At 47.2% G+C, this 22145-nt stretch carries 17 protein-coding genes and 1 riboswitch; of the genes, 12 read left to right on the top strand and 5 right to left on the bottom strand.

Annotated features, from left to right (window positions below):
• Window positions 1-17: 17 nt before the first annotated feature.
• Together Q9R46_RS22495 and Q9R46_RS22490 are read left to right on the top strand one after the other, a co-directional pair.
• Window positions 18-1634, top strand: coding sequence for a DUF4118 domain-containing protein (locus Q9R46_RS22495; RefSeq protein ID WP_311281869.1), 1617 nt, complete (start codon window positions 18-20; stop codon window positions 1632-1634).
• Entirely contained in the window at window positions 1635-2336 is a 702-nt protein-coding gene (locus tag Q9R46_RS22490; RefSeq protein ID WP_090924223.1) for a response regulator, read from the top strand.
• A gap of 120 nt (window positions 2337-2456) precedes the next feature.
• On the opposite strand, the gene melA is transcribed toward Q9R46_RS22490, so the two are convergent.
• Window positions 2457-3755 carry an alpha-glucosidase/alpha-galactosidase gene (gene melA / locus Q9R46_RS22485; protein ID WP_311281868.1) on the bottom strand — a complete coding sequence of 433 codons (1299 nt, stop codon included), beginning with the start codon at window positions 3753-3755 and terminating at the stop codon, window positions 2457-2459.
• A 228-nt stretch (window positions 3756-3983) separates the two neighbouring features.
• Here melA and Q9R46_RS22480 point away from each other — a divergent pair, with 228 nt between their 5' ends.
• The 6 genes from Q9R46_RS22480 (at window position 3984) to Q9R46_RS22455 (ending at window position 10365) form a co-directional block, all read left to right on the top strand.
• Complete coding sequence (locus tag Q9R46_RS22480; protein WP_311281867.1) at window positions 3984-4820, top strand: AraC family transcriptional regulator; 837 nt, start codon at window positions 3984-3986, stop codon at window positions 4818-4820.
• A gap of 99 nt (window positions 4821-4919) precedes the next feature.
• A riboswitch (cobalamin riboswitch) is annotated at window positions 4920-5114 on the top strand.
• Window positions 5115-5310: 196 nt separating this feature from the next.
• Complete coding sequence (nikB, locus tag Q9R46_RS22475) at window positions 5311-6249, top strand: nickel ABC transporter permease (protein ID WP_311281866.1); 939 nt, start codon at window positions 5311-5313, stop codon at window positions 6247-6249.
• On the top strand, window positions 6250-7086 hold the full coding sequence (gene nikC / locus Q9R46_RS22470; RefSeq protein WP_311281865.1) for a nickel transporter permease: 837 nt from the start codon (window positions 6250-6252) through the stop codon (window positions 7084-7086).
• Window positions 7087-7104: 18 nt separating this feature from the next.
• Entirely contained in the window at window positions 7105-8712 is a 1608-nt protein-coding gene (locus tag Q9R46_RS22465) for an ABC transporter substrate-binding protein (RefSeq protein WP_311281864.1), read from the top strand.
• A 2-nt stretch (window positions 8713-8714) separates the two neighbouring features.
• Entirely contained in the window at window positions 8715-9536 is an 822-nt protein-coding gene (locus Q9R46_RS22460; RefSeq protein WP_311281863.1) for an ABC transporter ATP-binding protein, read from the top strand.
• A complete protein-coding gene (locus Q9R46_RS22455) occupies window positions 9526-10365 on the top strand; it encodes an ABC transporter ATP-binding protein (protein WP_311281862.1) in 840 nt (279 codons plus the stop codon). Before Q9R46_RS22460 ends, Q9R46_RS22455 begins: the two co-directional genes overlap by 11 nt.
• A gap of 223 nt (window positions 10366-10588) precedes the next feature.
• On the opposite strand, the gene Q9R46_RS22450 is transcribed toward Q9R46_RS22455, so the two are convergent.
• The 4 genes from Q9R46_RS22450 to udk all read right to left on the bottom strand — a co-directional run bounded on the left by Q9R46_RS22450 (window position 10589) and on the right by udk (window position 16659).
• Window positions 10589-13300 carry a DUF5704 domain-containing protein gene (locus tag Q9R46_RS22450; protein WP_311281861.1) on the bottom strand — a complete coding sequence of 904 codons (2712 nt, stop codon included), beginning with the start codon at window positions 13298-13300 and terminating at the stop codon, window positions 10589-10591.
• A gap of 716 nt (window positions 13301-14016) precedes the next feature.
• Complete coding sequence (locus tag Q9R46_RS22445) at window positions 14017-15294, bottom strand: S-layer homology domain-containing protein (RefSeq protein ID WP_311281860.1); 1278 nt, start codon at window positions 15292-15294, stop codon at window positions 14017-14019.
• A 265-nt stretch (window positions 15295-15559) separates the two neighbouring features.
• Window positions 15560-15889, bottom strand: a complete 330-nt coding sequence (gene csaA, locus Q9R46_RS22440; RefSeq protein ID WP_311281859.1) for a chaperone CsaA — start codon at window positions 15887-15889, stop codon at window positions 15560-15562.
• Between the two features lie 137 nt (window positions 15890-16026).
• Window positions 16027-16659, bottom strand: a complete 633-nt coding sequence (udk, locus tag Q9R46_RS22435) for a uridine kinase (RefSeq protein WP_090924213.1) — start codon at window positions 16657-16659, stop codon at window positions 16027-16029.
• Window positions 16660-17078: 419 nt separating this feature from the next.
• On the opposite strand from udk, the gene Q9R46_RS22430 reads away from it, so the two are divergent.
• The 4 genes from Q9R46_RS22430 (at window position 17079) to Q9R46_RS22415 (ending at window position 22135) form a co-directional block, all read left to right on the top strand.
• Window positions 17079-17915 carry a PRD domain-containing protein gene (locus tag Q9R46_RS22430; RefSeq protein ID WP_311281858.1) on the top strand — a complete coding sequence of 279 codons (837 nt, stop codon included), beginning with the start codon at window positions 17079-17081 and terminating at the stop codon, window positions 17913-17915.
• Window positions 17916-18109: 194 nt separating this feature from the next.
• A complete protein-coding gene (locus Q9R46_RS22425; RefSeq protein ID WP_311281857.1) occupies window positions 18110-20041 on the top strand; it encodes a beta-glucoside-specific PTS transporter subunit IIABC in 1932 nt (643 codons plus the stop codon).
• A gap of 24 nt (window positions 20042-20065) precedes the next feature.
• Window positions 20066-21532: a glycoside hydrolase family 1 protein gene (locus Q9R46_RS22420; protein ID WP_483874824.1), complete on the top strand. Its 1467-nt coding sequence runs from the start codon at window positions 20066-20068 to the stop codon at window positions 21530-21532.
• A gap of 135 nt (window positions 21533-21667) precedes the next feature.
• Entirely contained in the window at window positions 21668-22135 is a 468-nt protein-coding gene (locus Q9R46_RS22415) for a hypothetical protein (protein WP_311281856.1), read from the top strand.
• Window positions 22136-22145 lie beyond the last annotated feature (10 nt).

The raw sequence follows: 22145 nt of genomic DNA, 5'->3' as shown, positions 1-22145 counted from the left end.
AGCGGGTGGAATTGAATTTGTCTGAACATGAGGAAGAGGGCAAAGAACAGGAAAGCTTACAGGGAATCTCTCGCCAGAAAAGGGTTCCCGCCTATATATGGGTAACACTTGCCATCATCCTGTTAACTATACTGCTTCATATCATTGGTATGAGTGATGATCTGGTCAACGTTGCTCTGGTGTACCTGTTTCCCATACTGATCAGTGCTGTATATTGGGGAATGGGGCCAGCAATATATGCAGCGACCCTCAGCGTTGTTATGTTTGATTTCTTTTTTGTCCCACCTTATCTCAGTTTTACGGTGGAGGATTTGCGGTATCTTATTTCGTTTGGAGTATATTTGGCCGTTGCCATCATGACGGCAAGTCTCGCTGGGCGTTTACGGCAACAGCTGGATCGGGTTAAATCTCGTGAAGCCACAACGAATGCCCTGTATGATCTTAGTCGGCAGATCACTGCAATTACCGATCTGGATGCCCTGCTGGATAACATGACGAGCCAGATATCCCTTATGCTCGAAAGCCCGGCTGCCATATATCTGCCGGATCAGCAGGGTGAACTGAAGCTTTGGATGAAACAGGAACCTGCGTCTGAGATCGGGACAGAGAAGTGTACCTGGGGGAGTCATTCTTCGGAGCTGGCTATTGCGGATTGGGTCTATAAACAGGGGCAGATCGCAGGCAAAGGATCGCCAAAGCTCGGTGAGTCGGTGGGGCTGTATGTTCCGCTGCGCACAGAGAATCACATTCACGGTGTACTTGCCGTGCGCATGACTACCAATGAGCCGGAAAAGCAGCGGGAGCAACGCCAGTTGCTGGAAGCCTGCGGCAGTCTTGCGGCAGGTGCGATCGCCCGGGTGAAGCTGGTTGAGGAAGCACGCCTCGCTCAAGTGACCGCTGAATCGGAGCGCATCCGAACTGCGTTGCTGGATTCGGTATCCCATGAGCTACGTACGCCGTTAACTGCCATTATCGGTTCAGCTACAGGGCTGATGGAGAATGACAGTCTTTTTACACCCGAGGATCGAAGAGAATTAACAGGCAACATCCGTGATGGCGCGTTACGTATGAATCGTCTCGTGACCAACTTGCTCGGCATGGTGCGGCTGGAGAGCGGTATGCTGCAACTTAATCGCAAATGGTGTGATGTGGGGGATATGATTAGCGTTGTTTTGGCAAAAGTCAGAGAATTCAGCCCTCACCGTGAAGTTACGGTACAACTGCCGGAAGAGCCCGTCTTTTTTGACGGAGATGAGGTGCTGCTCGAGCAGGTGCTCGTGAACATCGTCAGCAATGCCATCAAGTATTCACCCGACGAGAGCATGGTGATCATAAGGGTTAAGAATGAACCGAGTCAGAGTTGTGTGACCTTCATCGTAGATGATCAGGGTGTTGGGATTGAGGAACCGGAGCGCACTCGCGTATTTGATAAGTTTTATCGCTCACCCTCCACGCAGCATATTACGGGAACCGGACTGGGACTTGCGATCTGCAAAGGCATTGTGGAGGTTCACGGAGGTACAATCCAAGCTGAGGGGAATCCGGATGGAGGAACAAGAATACGTATAGAGTTGCCTGTAGGAAGGGATGAAGTACCGCTTTCCTATACAGTGCAAGGAGAGGTTGGAGATTAGATGAATGCCGCATTAGGGGCTCGCATTCTGGTGATTGATGATGAGCCACAGATTCGCAAACTGCTAAAAGTGACTCTTCAGGCTCACCAATATGATCATTATGAGTGTGCTGACGGAGAGGAGGGTATTACCCAGGCAAGTGTGGTGCATCCTGATTTGATCATTCTTGATCTAGGTTTGCCAGGCATATCTGGCATGGACGTGCTTCACCGGATAAGGGAATGGTCTCAGGTGCCGATTATTGTGCTGACGGCAAAGGATCAAGAGGCCGATAAAATTGCCGCACTGGATGCAGGCGCAGATGATTATGTGACGAAGCCGTTTGGCATGGGTGAACTGGTTGCCCGAATTCGGGTGGCACTGCGGCATGTGGCCAAAACAACGGATGAACCCATTTTACGATTTGGCTCATTGGTTATCGATTTGGCTCTCCGGCAGGTTGAACTGGATGGAGAGCAGGTCAAATTAACGCCGACCGAATATGAGATGTTAAAGGTGCTTGCCTCGAATGCAGGCAAAATTATTACCCAGCGCCAGCTTTTGCAGCAAGTATGGGGTGCGCATCATCATGAGTCAGACAGCCACTATTTGCGAGTATATGTGGGTCATCTGCGTAAAAAGCTAAAGGAAGACCCCACCCGGCCATCCTATATTCAGACGGAGCCTGGGATAGGGTATCGTTTTCTGCTGCCTGCGGAGTGATTTGAAAAAAAAGTGAAAAAAAGCACCGTCCCTTCGATTTGGAGAGGCACGGTGCTTGATTTATATATTTTGGTCATATATCTTGGTTAAAATCTTCGTTTGTATGTCTTGATGTTTATATTATGAGAATTTTGGCAACCAATCGCCGTGGGCTTCAATCAAATCGTCACACATCGCCACGATGTCGTCCATGGACAGCTCGGCAGCGGTATGCGGATCGAGCATAGCCGCGTGATAGATATGCTCTTTTTTGCCTGTAATTGCGGCTTCAATGGTGAGCAATTGGGTGTTGATATTGGTACGGTTCAACGCTGCCAGCTGTGGCGGCAGGTCACCAATATACGTTGGGCTGATGCCCGAACCATCGACCAGACAAGGAACCTCGACACAAGCTTCGCGTGGCAAGTTGGTGATGAGTCCATTGTTCATGACATTTCCGCCAATTTTATACGGACGATCTGTCTCCATCGCTTCCATAATATGCGAAGCATATTCATGGCTGCGGGTATGTTGAATATTTTCACTCGCAAACAGCTTCTCCCGCATTTCCTTCCAATCAGCAATCTGGTTTACACAGCGGCGCGGATACTCATCGAGTGGAATGTTAAAGCGTTCGATCAATTCCGGGTAGTTACGTTTGATAAAATACGGATGATACTCCGCACTATGCTCAGAAGACTCGGTAACATAATAACCGAAGCGATGCATCAGTTCATAACGTACCATATCGTCATGGGTCTCCAGTTGTTTCTGTCTCGCGAGACGTTTGATCTCAGGATACAGATCGACACCATCCTTTGTTACTTCCAGAAGCCAGGCCATGTGGTTAATCCCGGCGATTTTGGCAACGACACCCGTCTGGTCAATTCCCAGCGTATCGAACAGATGAGGTACGCAGACTTGTACGCTGTGACACAGACCGATCGTTTTAATTCCGCCATGTACGTTCATGACATTGGTGAGTACAGCCATTGGGTTGGTATAGTTCAGGAACCAGGCATCCGGGCATACTTCCTGCATATCCTTGGCAAAGTCCAGCATCACCGGAATGGTGCGCAGGTTACGGAAGATTCCCCCAATGCCGAGGGTGTCGGCAATCGTTTGACGCAAGCCGTATTTCTTCGGAATTTCGAAATCGGTAATCGTACACGGGTCATATCCACCTACCTGGATAGCATTGATGACATATTTAGCTCCGCGGAGCGCTTCTTTGCGATCATGGTATGTTTTAACGGAACAGCGGCTTCCCAGCGACTGAGCCAGGCTTTTTAACAAACGCTCCGAGTCATTTAGACGTTCGGCATCAATATCAAACAAGGCCAGTTCAAAGTCCTGCAAGGCCTCCGTCATCATCACATCACCCAATACATTTTTGACAAAAACGGTGCTGCCTGCACCGAGAAACGTAATTTTGTTCATCTTCAAGTTCATCCTTCCCGAAAAAATGTTGTACCCCAACTATAGGCCGAACAGGCCCATATCACTATGGCTCAAACCCTTTCAAATATGGCATAATCCCATTTTTGTTTTCGTTTTCAGTAAGATTTCCTCTCTTCTACCTGTTATAATTTGTTGTATGTGTTGGTAGGGGGATACAAGAGCTCGCATTAAGATATCTTTAACCTCATCGTCGAAAGGAGGGGAAACATGAGTCGGAAAGTTGAAATGAATGTCGTCTCTGCCGGCTGGACGCAGATGGAACTGGTCTTGTTATTTTATGGTTGGGAGGCATGTGATCCTGCCCACTATTGGGGGCCGGGGGTGCGTGATTCATATATCGTGCATTACGTACATGAGGGTCATGGTACGGTTTATATGGGGGATCGGGAATATCCTTTGGGCGAGGGGCAAGGATTTCTCATTTTACCCGACACGGTCATTCATTATGAAGCCGATGAAGAGGAGCCCTGGACATATTCATGGTTTGGCTTCAAAGGTGTACAGGCGAAGGCTTTTATGCAACGTGCGCAGTTAAGCGAGGAGCAACCGGTGTTTACTGCTCATGATAAGAATATGATGGCAGCGCTGTATGACGAGATGCTTCAGGCTGGAACGAGCTCTGTTGCAGGAGGGGATGTGCTACATCAAAGCCTGTTATACCGACTTATGGCAGCATTAATCGCATCCTCGCCGATCAAAGAAGAAGAAAATCCGCTTCTTTCGACGAAAGAGACTTATATTCGGCAGGCTGTGCAGTTTATGGAGAACCGGTATAGCCAGCGTACTTCCATTCTGGATATCGCACAGGCGGTCGGGCTGGATCGAACGTATTTATCGGGGTTGTTCAAAGAGCGATATGGCAAGTCGTTGCAAGCCTTTTTCCTGGAGTACCGCATGAATCGCGCTGCGGAGTTGCTTCGTAACCCGATGCTGTCTGTGAGTGAAGTGGCCCACTCCGTTGGGTACACTGACCCGTTGCTCTTTTCCAAAATGTTCAAACGTGTGACGGGGGTATCACCCAAGGGTTCGCGAGTGCGAGATTAGCCGCATTCATGATTTTAAATTTTGAAAGAAAAGTTTTGAACATTATTCCGTATGCCGCTATACTGATACAGAAGTGTAACAGATACCAACTTTTAGTGAATTGAATACGTGGAACTTGGTGCTCTACCCGCTGGGGTAGAAGCTTAAAAGGGAAGTCCGGTGTGATGCCGGCGCGGTCCCGCCACTGTAACAGAGGAGTCAGGCAGCATATCCACTGGTCTGGAGAAGACCGGGAAGGAGCTGCTATGGCAATGATACTGGAGCCAGGAGACCTGCCAGGTTGGACAAACACAGCAGTACCCTACGGGAGATAGGAAGGTGTTTAAAGAGCATGATTTTTTCTGAAAATCTGTTTATTTAAGGCGTCCTTATCCCGTGAAACGGGAAAGGGCGCTTTTTTGGCTTGAATTGGCTTTTATGGAATGGAATGGGAATGGGAATGGGAATAAAGGCGGTACACGCGCATTAAACCGGGAAGGGCGTTTTAATATTGGGCAGATATATCGTTAAACGGTTATTACAACTGGTCGCCGTTCTGTTTGGAATCACCTTCCTGACATTTCTATTAACGTATCTGTCTCCTGGAGATCCCGCCAGACTGATGCTGATGTCCACCGGAGTAACACCTTCGGATGAATTGGTCAGACAGGTGAGGTCAGAGCTTGGGCTGGACAAGCCATTTCTGGTTCGGTATGGCACATGGCTGGGACAAGTAGTCACTGGAGACTTTGGTACGTCGTATAAATATGACCGTCCGGTGCTGGATGTGTTAACGGCCCGCCTTCCAGCAACGCTCAAGTTAACCGGGAGCGCGATGTTTCTGGTGATCTTGATTTCCTTTCCGCTCGGAGTTCTTTCGGCTGTACGCCGGAATCAATGGCTGGATTATGTGATTCGCCTGTTTTCGTTTGCCGGTCTATCCATGCCAAGCTTTTGGTTGGGAATGTTGCTGATGCTGGTATTTGGTGTGCAGCTGAAGCTGCTACCCGTTATGGGCAATTCCGGCTGGAACAGCCTGATCCTGCCTGCTGTCACACTGGCTATTCCACTGATCGCTCAATATAGCCGGCAGATTCGTGCAGTCATGCTGGAGGAGATCAGCCAGAATTACGTGGTGGGAGCAAGAGCGAGAGGTGTGAAGGAATCGATAATCATTTGGCAGCATATTTTGCCGAACTCACTGCTGCCGATCGTGACCCTTCTGGGCATGACAACAGGGGCACTACTTGGCGGAGCAACGATCGTGGAAAGTTTATTTGTATGGCCGGGGGTGGGCCAGATGGCGGTGGATGCCATTTTCACTCGGGACTATCCCCTGATACAGGGGTATGTGATCTGGATGGCTATCATCTATGTCACCCTGAATCTGATCGTGGATCTCTGGACACATCTGCGTGACCCGCGCATTCAACTGGATGTGGATGTGTAGATGATGATGAAGATTCGAGCATACCTGACACAACGCCGTTTATTTATTTTTTTGCTATCCCTGACCGCGGGATGGATCGTTCTGGCTCTGATTGCGCCGCTTCTGGCACCTCACGATCCACTTGCCACGAATTTTGCCAAAGTATTGCAACCATCCAGCTCCGAGTATCCACTCGGCACGGATCAGCTTGGGCGATGTGTCCTGTCCCGACTTTTATATGGAGCACGCACCTCTCTGTTGCTCACATTTATGATGATCGGTATTGTTTTCAGCTTAGGCGTAGCGGTTGGTGTCGTTGCAGGTTTTTTGCGAGGACTGGCGGATACGATGCTGATGCGATTGTGTGATACGTTGATGGCATTTCCGGGTTTGATTTTTGCAATTGCTGTAGTAGGAATGTTAGGGCCGGGGCTATTTAACACGGTGGTCGCACTGTCAGTTGTCTGGTGGGCAAAGTATGCACGGATGGCCCGAAGCCTAGTCATTTCTCTTCAGCAAAAAGAGTTCGTCGCTGCCGCCGCGTTCAGCGGTGCGCGTAAAATCCAGATCATCAGCAGAACGATTCTGCCGAATATGTTGCCCGCTTTGATCGTCATGGCCATGATGGACGTGGGTGGCATGATGCTGTCCATCTCGGGTTTGTCCTTTCTCGGACTTGGTGCACAGCCGCCTGATCCCGAGTGGGGAGCGATGTTAAATGAAGGTAGAAGATATCTGCAGACCGCGCCTTGGCTGTTAATCTATCCGGGGCTTGCGATATTTAGCACGGTTATCATTTTTAATTTGCTGGGGGATAGTCTGCGAGATGTGCTTGATCCCAAGAAAAATACAGTGTAACTGAAGGGAATGGAAAGCATGAGCAAGGTTCAAAAAACATGGTTGCTGGCTATCATATCAATGATGACTATTCTGTTGCTCGCGGCCTGTGGTAACGATAAAAATTCAACAACTCCATCATCCGATGCTACGAGGAAAAAGACAGGTGTGGATGCGAGTGGTGCGGCAGGTGGGACTGGTGAGGGCAAGAAAACACATCTGAATGTGGCCTTGTTCTGGCTGGGGAGCAGCCTTGATCCTGCGGAGGAATGGAATGGCTGGACGCTGACGCGCGCGGCTATTGGGGAGACGCTGGTTCAGTTTGACAAGCAGATGAAGATGGTTCCCAAACTGGCGGACAAGTGGGATCGGATCGATGATACAACCTGGCATTTTCATATTCGCGACGGAGTAACGTTCCATAATGGCAATCCTGTGACTGCGGATGCGGTGAAAAAATCAATCGAACGCTCTATCTCGCTGAATGAGAGAGGTCAATCCACACTGCCAATTGCGTCAATGACTGCCAAGGGGCAGGATCTGACGATCAAAACTACGCAGCCTGATGCCTCACTGTTAGGCAATATTGCAGAGCCTCTGTTTATTATTGTGGATACAAGTGCAGACACGTCAAAATTCAAGAGTGTGCCAATCGCTACCGGTCCGTTCATGGTTACAGGATATACGCCCGACCAGGAGATTCAGGTGAAAAAGTACGATGGATACTGGGGCGGTGCGGCTGATCTGGATACGATGACACTGAAATACATCAAGGATGACAATACACGGGCGCTGGCGCTGCAATCAGGAGAAATTGATGTAGCGAGTAACGTGGGACGCAGCCAGATGCCTCTTTTTCAGGATAAAACACAATATACGATTGATGAAATTCCGAGCCTCCGTACGCAGTTTGTGTGGTTTAACACGACTCATTCACTGCTAAGTGATGTAAAGGTTCGCCGAGCGATTTCTTACGGAATTGACCGCGATATGTACGCGAATACGCTGGTGGGTGGACAAGCAGCCAAAGGTCCGTTTACCTCTGCATTGCCTTTTGGGTACGACAAAATTACCGGATATGATTACGAACCTGCGAAGGCTAAACAATTGCTGGATGAGGCCGGATATAAGGATACAGACGGAGATGGCATTCGGGAAAAGGATGGGAAGAAGCTATCGTTACAACTCATCCTTAACTCAGCTTATGAATCCGATTCCGTTGTGGCTGCTGCGATGCAATCCCAGCTTAAAGAAATTGGGGTTGGGCTGGAGCTCACCTCATATGAGGATCTCACCGACCATCAGAAGAGCGGGAATTATGATCTGGCTCTGACAAGTATTAACACAGGCATCACGGGCGATCCGCAGTATATTCTCGACTTTTATTTCAAAACAGGCGCGGAGTGGAATGTTGGCGGATACAGCAATCCGAAGCTGGACGAGCTGATTGAACGTCTTCACTCGGAGTTTGATGTGGAGAAGCGTTATGCCCTTGCGGCAGAAGCGCAGCAGATCATCCTGGATGATGCCGCTTATATGTTTTTGACATATACGCCGATTAATATCGTCAGCAAAAGTGATGTCAAGGGTGCAACGATGTACCCGATTGACTTCTATCTGCTAGACCGCAACATTAAGGTCGAGTAGTCATGACGTCCTTGCGTGGGGGAACGACATCTTTGCTTGTTGAGATGAAGAATCTGTCTGTAAGTTATAAGGAAGGGGTTCCTTCCTTGCGGGATGTATCCTTTTCGATGAAGCCAGGAGAAATCATTGGCATTGTGGGGGAAAGCGGCAGCGGGAAGTCGACCCTGATCCGGGCTGTGCTGGGCCTACTGCCTGTAGGCGGACGATACACCGGAGGAGAGATTGTCTTTCGGGAGAGGGTGTTGCTGCGTGACTCGCAACAAGATTGGCAAGGGATGCGTGGCAAGCGAATCGCGATGGTATTTCAGGATAGCGGTTCGTATCTGAATCCGATTCGTCGTATTGGAAGTCAGTATGTGGAGACCATTCGTGCCCACTTGCCCATGTCTCGCAAAGAGGCTTGGAGATTGGCCGTTCACACACTGGCCCGTATGGGACTGGATGATCCTGAGCGAGTCATGCATGTCTATGCTTCCCAGCTTAGCGGGGGGATGAAGCAACGAACCGCGATTGCGATGGCGGCTACGTTGGAGCCGGAACTGTTGCTGGCGGATGAGCCGACGAGTGCGCTGGATGTTACGACACAAAACGAAGTGATGAGCCAACTGAGCAGGCTCTGTGCGGACAAGGGAACGGGCATGATGCTCGTGACGCACAATATGGCGGTTGCGGCCCATATGGCTGACCGGATCGGTGTGATGGTAGACGGCAGGTTGGTGGAACTGGGAGATACACTGCGTGTCATATCGAATCCCACTCATGAGTATACTCGCAAGTTGCTTCAAGCTGTACCTGAGCTGGAGGGGAATGCACATGACGAATGACAGATCACCCATTCTAAAACTGAGTAACGTATGTAAAACGTATGAGTTGAAAGGGCAGCAGGCTGTTCAGGCTTTACAAAGTGTAGATCTTGCGTTATATCCCGGGGAGTGTCTGGGCATTGTCGGGCAGAGTGGAAGCGGCAAAAGCTCTCTTGCCAAATGTGTAACTCAGTTGGAACAGGTGACTTCAGGAGAGATTTGGTACCATGGGCAGCAGATTACCCGTTTGAAAGGTGAAAGGTTGCGCCAGATGCGCAAGCAGATTCAGATGGTTTTTCAGGAGCCTGCGGCGATTTTCAACCCACGCATGAAGGTGGGCATGTTTATCGGTGAGCCTCTGTTGAATTATAAAATGATGAAACGGCAGGCGGCTGCTCAGGAAACACGTAGATTGCTGGAGCGCGTTGGATTGTCGGCTTTGGATGCGGATAAGTATCCGCACGAATTAAGCGGTGGGCAACAACAGCGAGCCGTCATTGCCCGTGCGATTGGTGTACGGCCCGAGATCATTCTGTTTGACGAAGCTACCTCTGCCCTGGATGTTTCCATCCAGCAGCAGATTTTGGATCTGCTCATGGAACTGCGTACGGAGACAGGAGTTTCCTCTATATTCATATCACATGATCTTGCGGTGGTGCAGCAGGTGAGTGACCGTATCGCAGTCATGCATCAAGGGAGAGTAGTGGAGGTTGTGAACAGTGCAAGGCTGACCAGTTTGGCAAATCATTCGTATACCCGAAGTCTGATGTCCTCCGCTCTGTCGCTGAGAGAGTTGAAGGGTGAAATGCAGATGTGTGAGCGTGTAGAGGTTTCGGCTGGAAGCAGATAGTATGGGTTAACTATATGTATGTGAAAGTTATAAATCATAAGAAAAAAGGGTTATCTGCAGCGAATTCATTTGATAGATGAATTCATTTGAGATAGCCCTTTTGTTGTTTTGATATTTCTAATTATTACGGATGAGCATAGTTCCTTGATCTGGTGGAGGTGCTTCATAATCCTTATTCTCTAATCCCGAATCCTAATCCTAATCCTAATCTTAACTCTAATCCTCAGTGAGGCACCTGAGACTGAAAGTCATTTCGGCTGGACTGGTCCGCGTAATAAAAGAGAACATCACCATCCTTCAATGGCCATTTACTACTGTTGTTGTTGTTGTTAGTGCTATTAGGGGAGCGGTTGTAGCCCTCTAACTGCCACTGATTCATAAGTGGAGCATGGATATATTGCAGATGCGGTGCCTGTGTATTGCCGTTACGTAGACTCTCGATATCAAAGTTGACGACGATGTACCCATTTTTCAAAAAGATATCGGATTGTTCATCCAGCATATTCTGTTTGGCAAGGGGTTCAAGGTTCGTACCTTTGGGAACGGCGTACACATCAGCCGGCAGACTGTATTCCCCGTACCAACGCTGGATTGCGGCGTTTGCTCGGTCCACGTTAACGCTGGAAGGAATGTTTATTTTAGGTCCAATAAGTGTACGAATCGGCGCCGTCAGAATCATCCAGTCATAACGGCCTGTCCAGGTCTTTTGGTGTGAAGTCTGGTTGGCGACTTTGACCATGTGTTCTGCCAATGTGAGACGGTTGCGTTCGTCTGGTGAAAATTCATACGTATATTGGTAACGTGCCGCGTCGCTCAATTCTGTGCCGGGCACATTACGTAGTCGTGAGTTCAACACAACAAATCGTTTCTCCATATCCTGAGCTGAACCAATTCGGATAAGACGTTCCTGCCCCCGATGGTAGTATAGATCAACATCCTGACGGGAAGAACCGTCCTTGCTTATAAAAGAGAATGTGGGTGTTATTCGAATGCCATCCTGTTTTCCAAACATAGTACCCTTTGTCTTTAGATCGAACTTGAAGTGATAACCTGTTTTCACAGCAACGTTTCGAAATCCCTGAACCGGATGACTGCCAGGTCTAATCGGCAATACAAATGGAGCGAGGTTTCCTCGGGGGTCACCATCGATACCGCGTAAACCGCTCCAGTAGCTATGGCCTGTAGGTTCCGGGCTACCTGGTCGTTTGCGGAATACACTCTCCCAGTTATAGTCGGATACATCCGTCACATGAAAGTCATACAGCCTGCCGATTACGTCTACAGGTATTTTGTCACTTGCAACATGATGGGTTAGATCGGTGTTGGCATCGGGCTGCTCTGTGAAGTTTGCCGGTGAATTCTCGGCGATGTTCCGAAATTCAATGGTATACTTCCCCTCGTCCACCCATACTGGCAGATAAAATGTTGTATCGATTTGGTTGACCGGAATGTTGACCCATGTATGGCTTGGGATGAACTGTGTTCGATCTGCTGTATAGACATCAAACGAGAACAACACCTGTTTGATGCGAAAATATTTGGCATAGTCCCGATTGCCGTATCCGGGATAACTGGACGCATCCAAGTGCTGCCCGGATGTAGGGATCCGCACAATGAAGGGACGCTCCAGAATGAGCGCAGCACGGGTAGGATCAGGTATTGTTTTCTGATTATGCGGCTGATCGTCCGACACCCATGCGTAGTTTACGACGGGGGTATGCACCGTAACGGTGTTTATTCCATTAATCGGAAGTATCTTGTGGGCTCCGCCGTTCACGTTACCCGGTAGTAGATCATAATAGATTTGGCCAGAACTTTCCGTGTTGGCTTTGTTAAGCAGGGAACTGCTAATCCTGTGGTTGGGAGTGTACAAAACATCCCGTCCGATTGTTGTTGGTGAAGGAATATTGGTTGGCTGCGGCCCATCCTTGGTTGCTTCGGTATCATTCATGATTACTGCATTGTTGAATTTCACCAAATCATTTTTTACGGTGCTTTGTGGTGTGTTAGTTTCTGCCATTCCCTTTAATAGGGCTGTGTCATCTGGCACATCCGGGGGTGCATTCAAGCCACCTGTTCGTTTGGATGGAGTGTACGAGATGGAGGACGTTTGTCCTGGCCTTACATGGCGTTCAACGGCAGAATCATTGCTAGACTCAAGTGTCGGTGGAACATAACCGGCAGGATTCATCGTAATCGTTTCGGCAGGCAATGCATAATTTTTCATCGTTGCTTTGACGAGCTTGTACACTTCAAGATTGCTAATCATCCAGTAGGAATAGTCTCGTGTAATTTGGAAGTTGTACGGTTTAGGAACGGTATCGCTTTTAGGTATAGGTGTACCATCCCTACATCCGTCGTCATTACAGACCTGCGGTCCAGGTACGGTCCATTCTCTATCATAGGAGATGGTGATATTACAATCATATATCACTTTGCCGCTCATTTTGGTCCAGGCTTGCTTGAATAGATAACTGTCCGCGAAGGCGTTAGTGTAAAGAGACTCGGAAGTAGGAATTCCTTTCAATACATCGAATGTTTCATTATCTCTGTTATCTGAATTTATTATACCTGTAGCGTTGGGATCAAGGTCACTCATATTCATCGTTGTACCTGGAGATGGTGATCCAATCGTAGGCGTACAGCCACCACCGCCTCCGCTATCTCCACCGCCGGTATTCCCGCCTCCGTCGTCACCACCACCACCGGTTCCCTGTTCAACACCAATGGTTGTTCGGGTCGTTAATTGAAATCCGTCTTTTTCCCATAAAACCGTGATGGATGTAGTACCCCTGCTAATCGCTTGTACCAGTCCGGAGTTACTTACCGTTGCAACCGAGGGATTGGAGGACTCCCACGTGGTCGTTCCTCCGCTGCCTGTGTTTACATTGGTTTCTGCACCAAAGTTGCCATCCCCTGTTTTGGTTTTAACCATCGCATTGAGCTGTTTGGTTTGATTTAACCGGATTTGCCCTCCAGGGGAGAGGTTGATTTCTTTGGTGGTTTCGGCGACAGCCCGCCAATATATATCGGTATTAAATACATAGTCAGCGGAGTACTTGGGTGGATTATATGGCCTATATTCTATTGGTTCAATTACTCCTCCGATTTGAGTGGTGAATTTAACCCTTTTACCAGTAAAGGAATCTACACTTACTAAAATAGGCCTTCCAGGACGATAATGAGCTATATTATCCATGTAGATTGGCTTTAAAGAAAGCTCGGTGAGCTCATTGCTGGGATGTTGATTACCCAAACTGTCTTTATACAAAGAAGGTTGATAACTAGGATCTTCTAAAGAAAGGTCAACACACACCAGGGATGAAACAGGTTTGTTAGTAGATCTGTTATTAGATAATTGTTGACCATTACATTCTCCCTCGACCATCCATTTTAAACTATCCAATTGGTAAATAAACACTCCGATATTTGTTGTGCCTGTTCCCTCTACAGGAGTCAATTTCTTCTGTGATTTGGCGGGTATTGAAGGCTCAAAGTACGTGGCCTCCAATATAGGTTTAGTACCTGGACCCCCACCTGCAAAAACAAAATGAAAAGGGTAGAATAGAATGCAGACCGTTATCAAAGAGATGAGAAACCTTCTAAAGATTGAATTGCTATGTATATCCAATAATAATCATCCTTTTAGATTTAATTTGGCACTATGTAAAAAGTGGTGCCATCTTTGAGAGTAAGATGGACCTCTGGATTTAACGTTTTGTCAAAGTGTAATAAGCCCTCTCCCCAATAAATTGGATTTTTTACATTGAAAATACCTTTAGAGCTAAGCAGATTGTTCATATGTGGTACCGCGTATTCTCTAAATGCTTTGCTATTAGGTGAGGTTAATGGATTTATCGTTGGGGAATTAAAAAGACTTCCAGCTTGTAAACGACTCATAGAGTCAATGATGTTAAAATCATATTCCGTGAAAGAGTAATATGCGCCACGAAGAAGTTTATCCTTTTCGTCAACAAATACTGGGTAATAGATACTTCGTTCGGTTTCTTTCACATAGGGATTAATTACAACCCAATTCTTTAGCTTGGCTGAAGCATATTTAGTTACAGTATTCAATTCTTTATTACGAATTTTTGAGAAGTCATCCGTTACCTTGCTATAGTCATATGAGTCTGGATATCTGTTTTCAGGGAAAACTTGATACCTCGGTGCAATCACACTCAAATTGGTGCCTGTCAATCCCACCTGCCGCAGCTCATTCAGCCCTTGAAGATCGGCAGGTTTGGTTTTGGCCACGGACGCGTAACGACTGAGCAACACGGCGACTTCTGCCCGAGTTGTGGTGCGGTTTACGCCAAATGTTTTATCATTCGCAACGCTCATCAGCCCTGTTCCGAGGGCAACAGCGACAGCATTTTTTTGCGAGTCTGCCAGCTTGCCAGTAAAATATTCCTTCGCGGGAATGACGGTGTTCGTCACATCCGAGAGAGCCTGTCCATAGTCTGAATCCACTACACTCAATCCTTGTGTTAACCACTCCGCCATCTCGCCCCGCTTAAGTGCAGCTTGAGCATCCAGTTTGTCCTTATAGCTGGAAGGATGGATAAATCCTTTGGCAATCGAGGTAGAGACACCATTTTTAGCCCACTCCGGTACATCTGTAAAATGATTCGGTTCAGCAGTCGGCAGCTCCGGCTGATCATTCAAACGTGCTAAAATACTGGCCATTTCAGCTTTGGTCACGGGTGAACCTGGTTTAAACGTTCCGTCTGCATATCCCTTGAAATAGCCTTTCTCTACTGCGGAATGGATGGCTGAGGATGCCCAGTGGGATGCGGGTACATCTTTAAATGAGCTGGCGGCTTGCGCTGCTTCCGCCTTAATAGTGCCGCCCATTCCCGCAAAACTCCCAAATCCCCCTACGAATAATGCTAATGCTGTTACGCTGGAAATGATCTGTTTTCTCATGAATCTAACTCCTCTCGACCGATTGATATAGGTTTGTATGTACTTATTAGGAATTTAGATGCTAAATTTGTAATAATAATCAATATTCTACCATGTATATCCTCCCATAAACACAAAAAAAGGCCACGAATCCGCAGATTCATAGCCTTATGCTTTAAGGTCTCTCGAACATATGTAATTCATTTCAGTTATTGCTCAATACATAGAGAATACTTCATTTTCCAACATTTGAAAACCCCATATGCATCGAATTTTAAAAATAAAGTCAGGCAATCGGTGTTCCATTCGGTAACGGATGATCTGGAGAGAGCAGAACGACATCACCTTCTCCGGGAACACCGCCCAGAACAAGAACCTCAGACACGAAACCGGCAATCCGCCGCGGTGGGAAATTCACGACAGCCACGACCTGTTTGCCAATCATCATCTCCGGCGTGTAACGGTGGGTAATCTGGGCACTTGAATTTTTTAAACCGAGTGGCCCAAAATCTACTTTCATCTTAATCGCAGGAACACGAGCCTTCAGAAAAGGTTCAGCCTCCACCACGGTACCTACTCGAATATCATGTTGCATGAACTCTTCAAAAGTAGCCATAGATAAACTCCTCTCAACAAACGATGTCATATAGTATAGATGATATATCCATCCCGGAAAACAAAAAATCCAGATTACGCTGTATCGTAACCTGGATTAATTCCTGAAAAACTCCTGTTATCGTTAGGCAACAGTGATTAAGATCTGTTCCAGTTTTCTCCCGTGAGATATTTCTCGGTAAGAATGGACAGCATCTGAATCCCTACTTCATTATGTCCGCCCTCAGGGATGATGATATCGGCATACTTTTTAGATGGCTCGATAAACGCATCATGCATCGGTTTGACCGTTTCGAGGTACTGTTTGTACACGGATTGAATCGAGCGTCCACGCTCCTCCATGTCACGCAGTACTCTGCGCAGAATACGTACATCGGAATCCGTATCTACAAATACCTTGATGTCCAGCAGTGTACGAAGATGCTCATCAATCAGCACATGTAACCCTTCGACAATGATGATGTGGTTCGGCGCAAGCTCAATCGTTTCGCCTGCGGCGCGGTTATCTATGGTGAAGTCATACACGGGAGCATACGCTGGCTGGCCCTTTTTTAACAGGGTAAGATGTTCGATCAACAGATCGTTATCAAAAGCAAACGGGTGATCATAATTCGTCAGTCTGCGTTGCTCAGGTGTGAGGTCCGACTGGTCTTTGTAATAATTGTCTTGGGATATGAATGTAACTTTGGCTGATCCCAGACGTTCAATAACGGAGCGGGCTACCGTTGTTTTGCCGGAGCCGGTTCCTCCGGCGATACCAATAATGAGCATGGTTGTTCCATAAACCTCCCTAAAGTGGCAGCATGATCAATCGATAAAGAGTGCCCAAAATATTTTATTTTTAAGCGCGATCTGCATGTCTGTCTGCGAATACACAATTCCTTCATTGTATCACAGCTCGCAGACTTTTTCATCTTAAGGAACAGACCATGTTTTGCCTTCAAGTAAGGAAGCTTATTTTCTCTATTAAAGGCTTCACAACCAGGTATTTCATGTCCGTAATACAATCTACATAGAAACCAGGCCCTGATTTTCCTGATATTAACCGATTGACTTTTCGAAGGATGCGCCTATAATAAAGGTATATTGTTAACACGGACTGTTACTGGGGAAACCAGGCATGACCGAATTCGATTGCTTTCGTGTAATCGCTTTCGGTCTTTTTTTATTTCTAGCGGGGGGTGAGAACATTGAAGGTTATCAAAAAAGTAAATAATAACGTGGCGATTGCCATTAATGAACATAACGAAGAGGTATTCGTGGTGGGTAAAGGTGTAGGGTTTCTCAAAACCCCATATGAGCTGACCGAGACGGATCTGGTGGAGAAAATTTTCGTAGCCCCGAAGAACATCCGGATGTATGATCTGCTGAACAGCATTCCGATCGAGGATATATATCTCGCGGAGGAAGTGATGAAGCTGGGCAGCGAGATTTTGAACAAAACCTTTAACCAGAATCTGCTTCTCACCCTGTCCGACCATATCAGTTTTGCCCTGTCTCGTACCAGAGAAGGCATCAGTATTAAAAATCCGCTGGAATGGGAAGTGCGGACACTGTATCCGGACGAGACCCGGGTAGGGGAAGCTGCACTGAAGCTGATTCGGGAGAAAACGAATTTGGCTCTGCCTTCAGCCGAGATCACCTTGCTTGCCCTGCATTTTGTGAATGCACAGGTAGGCTCTGGCGAGATGAGTGATACAACCAAGGTAACTACCGTGACGGGAGAGATTCTTTCCGTAATCAAATACGCACTCAAGATTGATTTCCAAGAAGACTCCATTCATTTCATGCGGTTCGCCACACATATAAGATACTTCATCATGAGGCAGATGAGCGGCAAGTCGCTGAAAGATGAGAATGAGTCCCTGTATACGATGGTAAAAGAAAAGTTCCCGAAGGAACTCGCTTGTGTGGAGAAGATTGCCGATTTCCTGAAAACAAACTATGGCTGGACATGTTCCGATGATGAGAAATTGTATCTGATCCTGCACATCCAGCGATTAACCACCAACGAACCAGCAGAATGACAGCAGAGTTTCTTCTGTCATCGAAGTGTCTGTGTAAACCATTCTTGTTTGTATAGTATGACAACTGAATACTCATTAATGGACTGTTACTGATTCGATCAGGCATGACCAAGCGTAGGGAATGACGATTCCCCGGCTTGGTCATTTTTCATATATATCTAATTATCCATCATGAAGCAGAGGAGAAGAGGGTTATGAATAACAAAGACTTGGCTAAAAACGTGCTTGAGCTCGTTGGCGGCGAGCAAAATATATCCGGACTTACACACTGTGCTACCCGTTTACGGTTTGTATTGAAGGACGATAGCAAGGCTGATCTGAAGACATTGAATCAGCTGGAAGGTGTGCTTAAAGCGCAGAACTCCGGGGGGCAGGTTCAGGTCATCATTGGAGCGAAAGTAGATGCTGTTTACAATGAAGTCAAAAGCTTAACCTCAGATCGACTTGAAAATTCCGAGGAATCCGCAGCAAGCAGTGGATCGAAGAAAAAACGCAATCCGTTCAATGCGGTACTTGAAACGATTGCCGGTATTTTTACGCCGATTCTCCCGGCTCTGGTTGGTTGCGGCATGATCAAATGTTTTGCCACGGTAATGGCAGCACTCGGATGGTTGGAAGGGTCTGGATTCATGGTCATTATCAATATGATCGGTGACTTGATCTTTTATTTCTTGCCGTTCTTCCTTGCTGTCAGCGCAGCACATAAGTTCAAAACGAATCCCTATCTTGCGGTAGCGCTTGCCGCTGGACTGATGCACCCGACGATTCTGAATGCGGCAGCTCAAATTGCCGAGACAGGTGTGAGCACAGTTGATTTTCTGGGCATGCCGATCCTGTTAATGAAGTATTCATCTTCGGTTATTCCTATTATTCTGGCTGTTTGGATTATGAGTTACTTATATCCACTCGTCAATCGAGTGATTCCTAAGTTTTTGCAAGTGTTGCTTACGCCAATGATCGTGCTGTTTATTATGGTTCCACTTGAACTTATCGTGTTTGGCCCTGTGGGTTCACATATTGGTGACTGGCTGACGAACGGTATTAACTCACTCTTCTCCACGGCGGGTGTTCTGGCAGGGGCGATTCTCGGATTCTTCAAACCGATTATGGTTATGTTTGGTATGCACTATGCCATTATGCCGATTCAGGTTCAACAAGTGGCAACTTTGGGTGCAACCGTGTTGTTGCCTACAGCTCTTGCAGCGAACTTGGCGCAAGCTGGTGCGGCCTTTGGTGTATTCGTACTAACCAAGAACAAAACGATGAAATCAGCAGCAGGCTCAAGTGGATTAACAGCTTTGTTCGGGATTACCGAGCCGGCGATCTACGGGGTAACGTTGAAATATAAACGGCCGTTTTTCGCAGCGTGTCTTGCTGGAGGTATCGTATCTGGATTCTTCAGTCTGGTTCATACGACAGCTAATGCCATCGCCCTTCCCGGTGTACTGGCATTAGGCACATATACATCGGATCGTTACATGTATGTAGTCATTGGATGTATCGCGGCCGTTGTGTTAGCTTTTGTATTTACGCTGATTGCAGGCATCAAGGAAGATGCGGACGGAAGCCCATCGCAAAAAAAATCTGGCAGAGTAAGCATCGATTCATCGAATGATGTGGGAAGCACAGCACCATTGGAAAAGTCTATTTTGAACGAGACTTCTTCTTCAGACATGCTCATCGTAAGTCCGATGACGGGTGAGATTAAACCGATCTCCGAAGTAGAGGATCAAGCTTTTGCACAGGAACTGATGGGAAAAGGGATTGCGATTGTGCCAACCGAGGGCAAGGTATATGCCCCGTTTGACGGAGTGGTTGAAGCTCTTTATCGCACGAAACATGCTATTGGCTTAAAGGCAAATAACGGCGTAGAGATTCTGATCCATATCGGGGTAGACACCGTCAGCCTGAAGGGTAAATATTTTAACGCACATATCAAACAGGGAGAGGCCATCCAAGCAGGAGATTTGTTGGTGGAGTTTGATCCAGACGGCATTAAATCAGCAGGTTATAACACGATTACATCGATTGTTGTTACCAACATGCAACAATATGGAGATGTGCTCACGACAGCGAGCAGTGGCCCGATCCGGGAGAGCGAAGCATTGATAAAGCTTATTCCATAAATAGAATAACAGGAGGAAATTACAATGACGAATATGAGCAAATCCCATTTTCCAAAAGACTTTTTATGGGGCGGTGCGTTATCTGCTTGTCAGGCAGAGGGCGCTTATGATGTGGACGGCAAAACGTTGACCATTCCCGAGGTCATGAAGTTTAACGAGAAGAACGACCGCAAGGTGACCAAGCAGATTCGAGTGAACTGGGACATGATTGAGGAAGCTCGAAACGACCCGAATGGGGAAAACTATCCGAAGCGGCGGGGAATTGATTTTTATCATCGATTCCGTGAGGATATTGCGTTATTTGCCGAGATGGGCTTCAAAGTGTTCCGTTATTCCATCGCGTGGGCGAGAGTGTTTCCGGGCGGGGATGATGCTACTCCAAACGAGAAGGCGTTGCAATTCTACGATCAGGTCATTGATGAATGTTTGAAGCACGGCATGGAGCCGTTGATTACGATCAGCCATTTCGATACCCCGATTGTACTGATGGACAAGTTCGGTGGCTGGTATAACCGCAAGCTCGTGGATCTATATGTGAAGTATTGCGAAGTGCTGTTCAATCGCTACAAAGGCAAAGTGAAATACTGGGTTACGTTTAACGAGATCAATATGAGTGTAAAAGCGTCGGCAAAAACGCTAGGCATCATTGAGTATGACGCGCCTAACTATGAGGAAATGCTCTTTCAGGGTCTGCACCACCAGTTTGTGGCTGCTTCCAGAGCAACGAGGCTGGCACATGAGATTGATCCGAATAATCAGATTGGCAGCATGGTGGCCTATTTCACCACGTATCCGTACACATGCAAGCCGGAGGATGCGCTCCAGATGCAGCAGGATGATCAGATGAAAAATCAGTTTTATCTGGATGTGCTCAACAAGGGGGAGTATCCTTACTACAGCAAGACATATTTTAAAAATAAAGGCATTCAGCTCCACATTGAGGATGGTGACCTGGAAGAAATTCGGGCACATACGGCTGACTTTGTAGGCATGTCGTATTACAACTCTATGATCTCCAGCAGTGATACCGAGCAGCTTGAGCTGACAGCAGGCAACGTGCACAGCGTATACAAAAATCCGCATCTGCCTGCAAACGAATGGGGATGGCAGATTGATCCGATCGGCCTGCGTTATACACTGAATCTGGTCTATGACCGGTATCAGAAGCCTGTGTTTATTCTGGAGAACAGTTCCGGTTTTTATGACACGCTGAACGAAGATGGCACGGTGAATGATCCATATCGGATTGATTTTTTGAGCAAACATATTGAACAGATGGGACTTGCCATCTCGGATGGCGTCGAGGTGCTTGGGTACACGATGTGGGGGCCGATTGATATGATCAGTTCAGGCACGTCCGAGATGAGTAAGCGCTACGGATTTATCTATGTGGATCAGGATGATTACGGTAAGGGTACGTTGAAAAGATACCGCAAAGACTCGTTCTACTGGTATCAAAACGTGATCCGCACCAATGGGGCAGAGTTATAGCAGATTCCCAGCTGCAGGAGTTTATCTGAAATTTAAAATAAATAGATTTAAAGTCCCGGGCCTTCTGATATAATCATGTCGAAAGATGTCAATTATGACCGGATGTCTTTCTACATATGTCGGGAGGTCTATTCTATGAAAAAGTCAATCAAGCTTCTCTCTTCAACAGCTGTTGCCGCAATTGCAGCTGTATCGGTTGTTACTTCGGCATCTGCAGCAAGCAGTTATGCGATTCAACCGATATCTTCGTTATCCAGCGTGGACATTTCCTCCATGGATATTGAAACGGCATTGATGATGGTGCAGCAAGAACGTGCTAAACTACTGGATGCTCAATTGCAAGCACAAATTCAAGCGGTACAGAACCGGAATCAACAGATCGCCGATCTGAATGCAAAACTGCAAGTAGCTCAGCAAAACGGGGATCAAGCTGCAGCGCAAACGCTAAAAGCGCAGATTGATGCCCTCAGCAATTCGCAACAAATGGATATGCTTCGTCTGCAGTCTCTGACCAACAAACGGAATGAAGCTTTTGATTTGATGACTAATTTCATTAAAAAAATGCAAGACTCCAGATCTTCCATCATTGGCAACATGCGTTAAGACCGGGATC

The organism is Paenibacillus sp. RRE4 (genome assembly GCF_031844205.1).
Classification (GTDB): Bacteria; Bacillota; Bacilli; order Paenibacillales; family Paenibacillaceae; genus Paenibacillus; species Paenibacillus xylanexedens_B.
The sequence above is the reverse complement of the archived record's forward strand: the minus strand, read 5'-3'. Positions and strand labels throughout refer to the sequence as shown.

What these genes read in the sequence shown, in the direction of transcription:
- Q9R46_RS22490 (WP_090924223.1), top strand. Translation starts at nt 1,635, where the DNA reads ATGAATGCCGCATTAGGGGCTCGCATTCTGGTGATTGATGATGAGCCA.
- melA (WP_311281868.1), bottom strand. Translation starts at nt 3,755, where the DNA reads ATGAACAAAATTACGTTTCTCGGTGCAGGCAGCACCGTTTTTGTCAAA.
- Q9R46_RS22480 (WP_311281867.1), top strand. Translation starts at nt 3,984, where the DNA reads ATGAGTCGGAAAGTTGAAATGAATGTCGTCTCTGCCGGCTGGACGCAG.
- nikC (WP_311281865.1), top strand. Translation starts at nt 6,250, where the DNA reads ATGATGATGAAGATTCGAGCATACCTGACACAACGCCGTTTATTTATT.
- Q9R46_RS22465 (WP_311281864.1), top strand. Translation starts at nt 7,105, where the DNA reads ATGAGCAAGGTTCAAAAAACATGGTTGCTGGCTATCATATCAATGATG.
- Q9R46_RS22460 (WP_311281863.1), top strand. Translation starts at nt 8,715, where the DNA reads ATGACGTCCTTGCGTGGGGGAACGACATCTTTGCTTGTTGAGATGAAG.
- Q9R46_RS22455 (WP_311281862.1), top strand. Translation starts at nt 9,526, where the DNA reads ATGACGAATGACAGATCACCCATTCTAAAACTGAGTAACGTATGTAAA.
- Q9R46_RS22450 (WP_311281861.1), bottom strand. Translation starts at nt 13,300, where the DNA reads ATGGTTAAAACCAAAACAGGGGATGGCAACTTTGGTGCAGAAACCAAT.
- Q9R46_RS22445 (WP_311281860.1), bottom strand. Translation starts at nt 15,294, where the DNA reads ATGAGAAAACAGATCATTTCCAGCGTAACAGCATTAGCATTATTCGTA.
- csaA (WP_311281859.1), bottom strand. Translation starts at nt 15,889, where the DNA reads ATGGCTACTTTTGAAGAGTTCATGCAACATGATATTCGAGTAGGTACC.
- udk (WP_090924213.1), bottom strand. Translation starts at nt 16,659, where the DNA reads ATGCTCATTATTGGTATCGCCGGAGGAACCGGCTCCGGCAAAACAACG.
- Q9R46_RS22425 (WP_311281857.1), top strand. Translation starts at nt 18,110, where the DNA reads ATGAATAACAAAGACTTGGCTAAAAACGTGCTTGAGCTCGTTGGCGGC.
- Q9R46_RS22420 (WP_483874824.1), top strand. Translation starts at nt 20,066, where the DNA reads ATGACGAATATGAGCAAATCCCATTTTCCAAAAGACTTTTTATGGGGC.
- Q9R46_RS22415 (WP_311281856.1), top strand. Translation starts at nt 21,668, where the DNA reads ATGAAAAAGTCAATCAAGCTTCTCTCTTCAACAGCTGTTGCCGCAATT.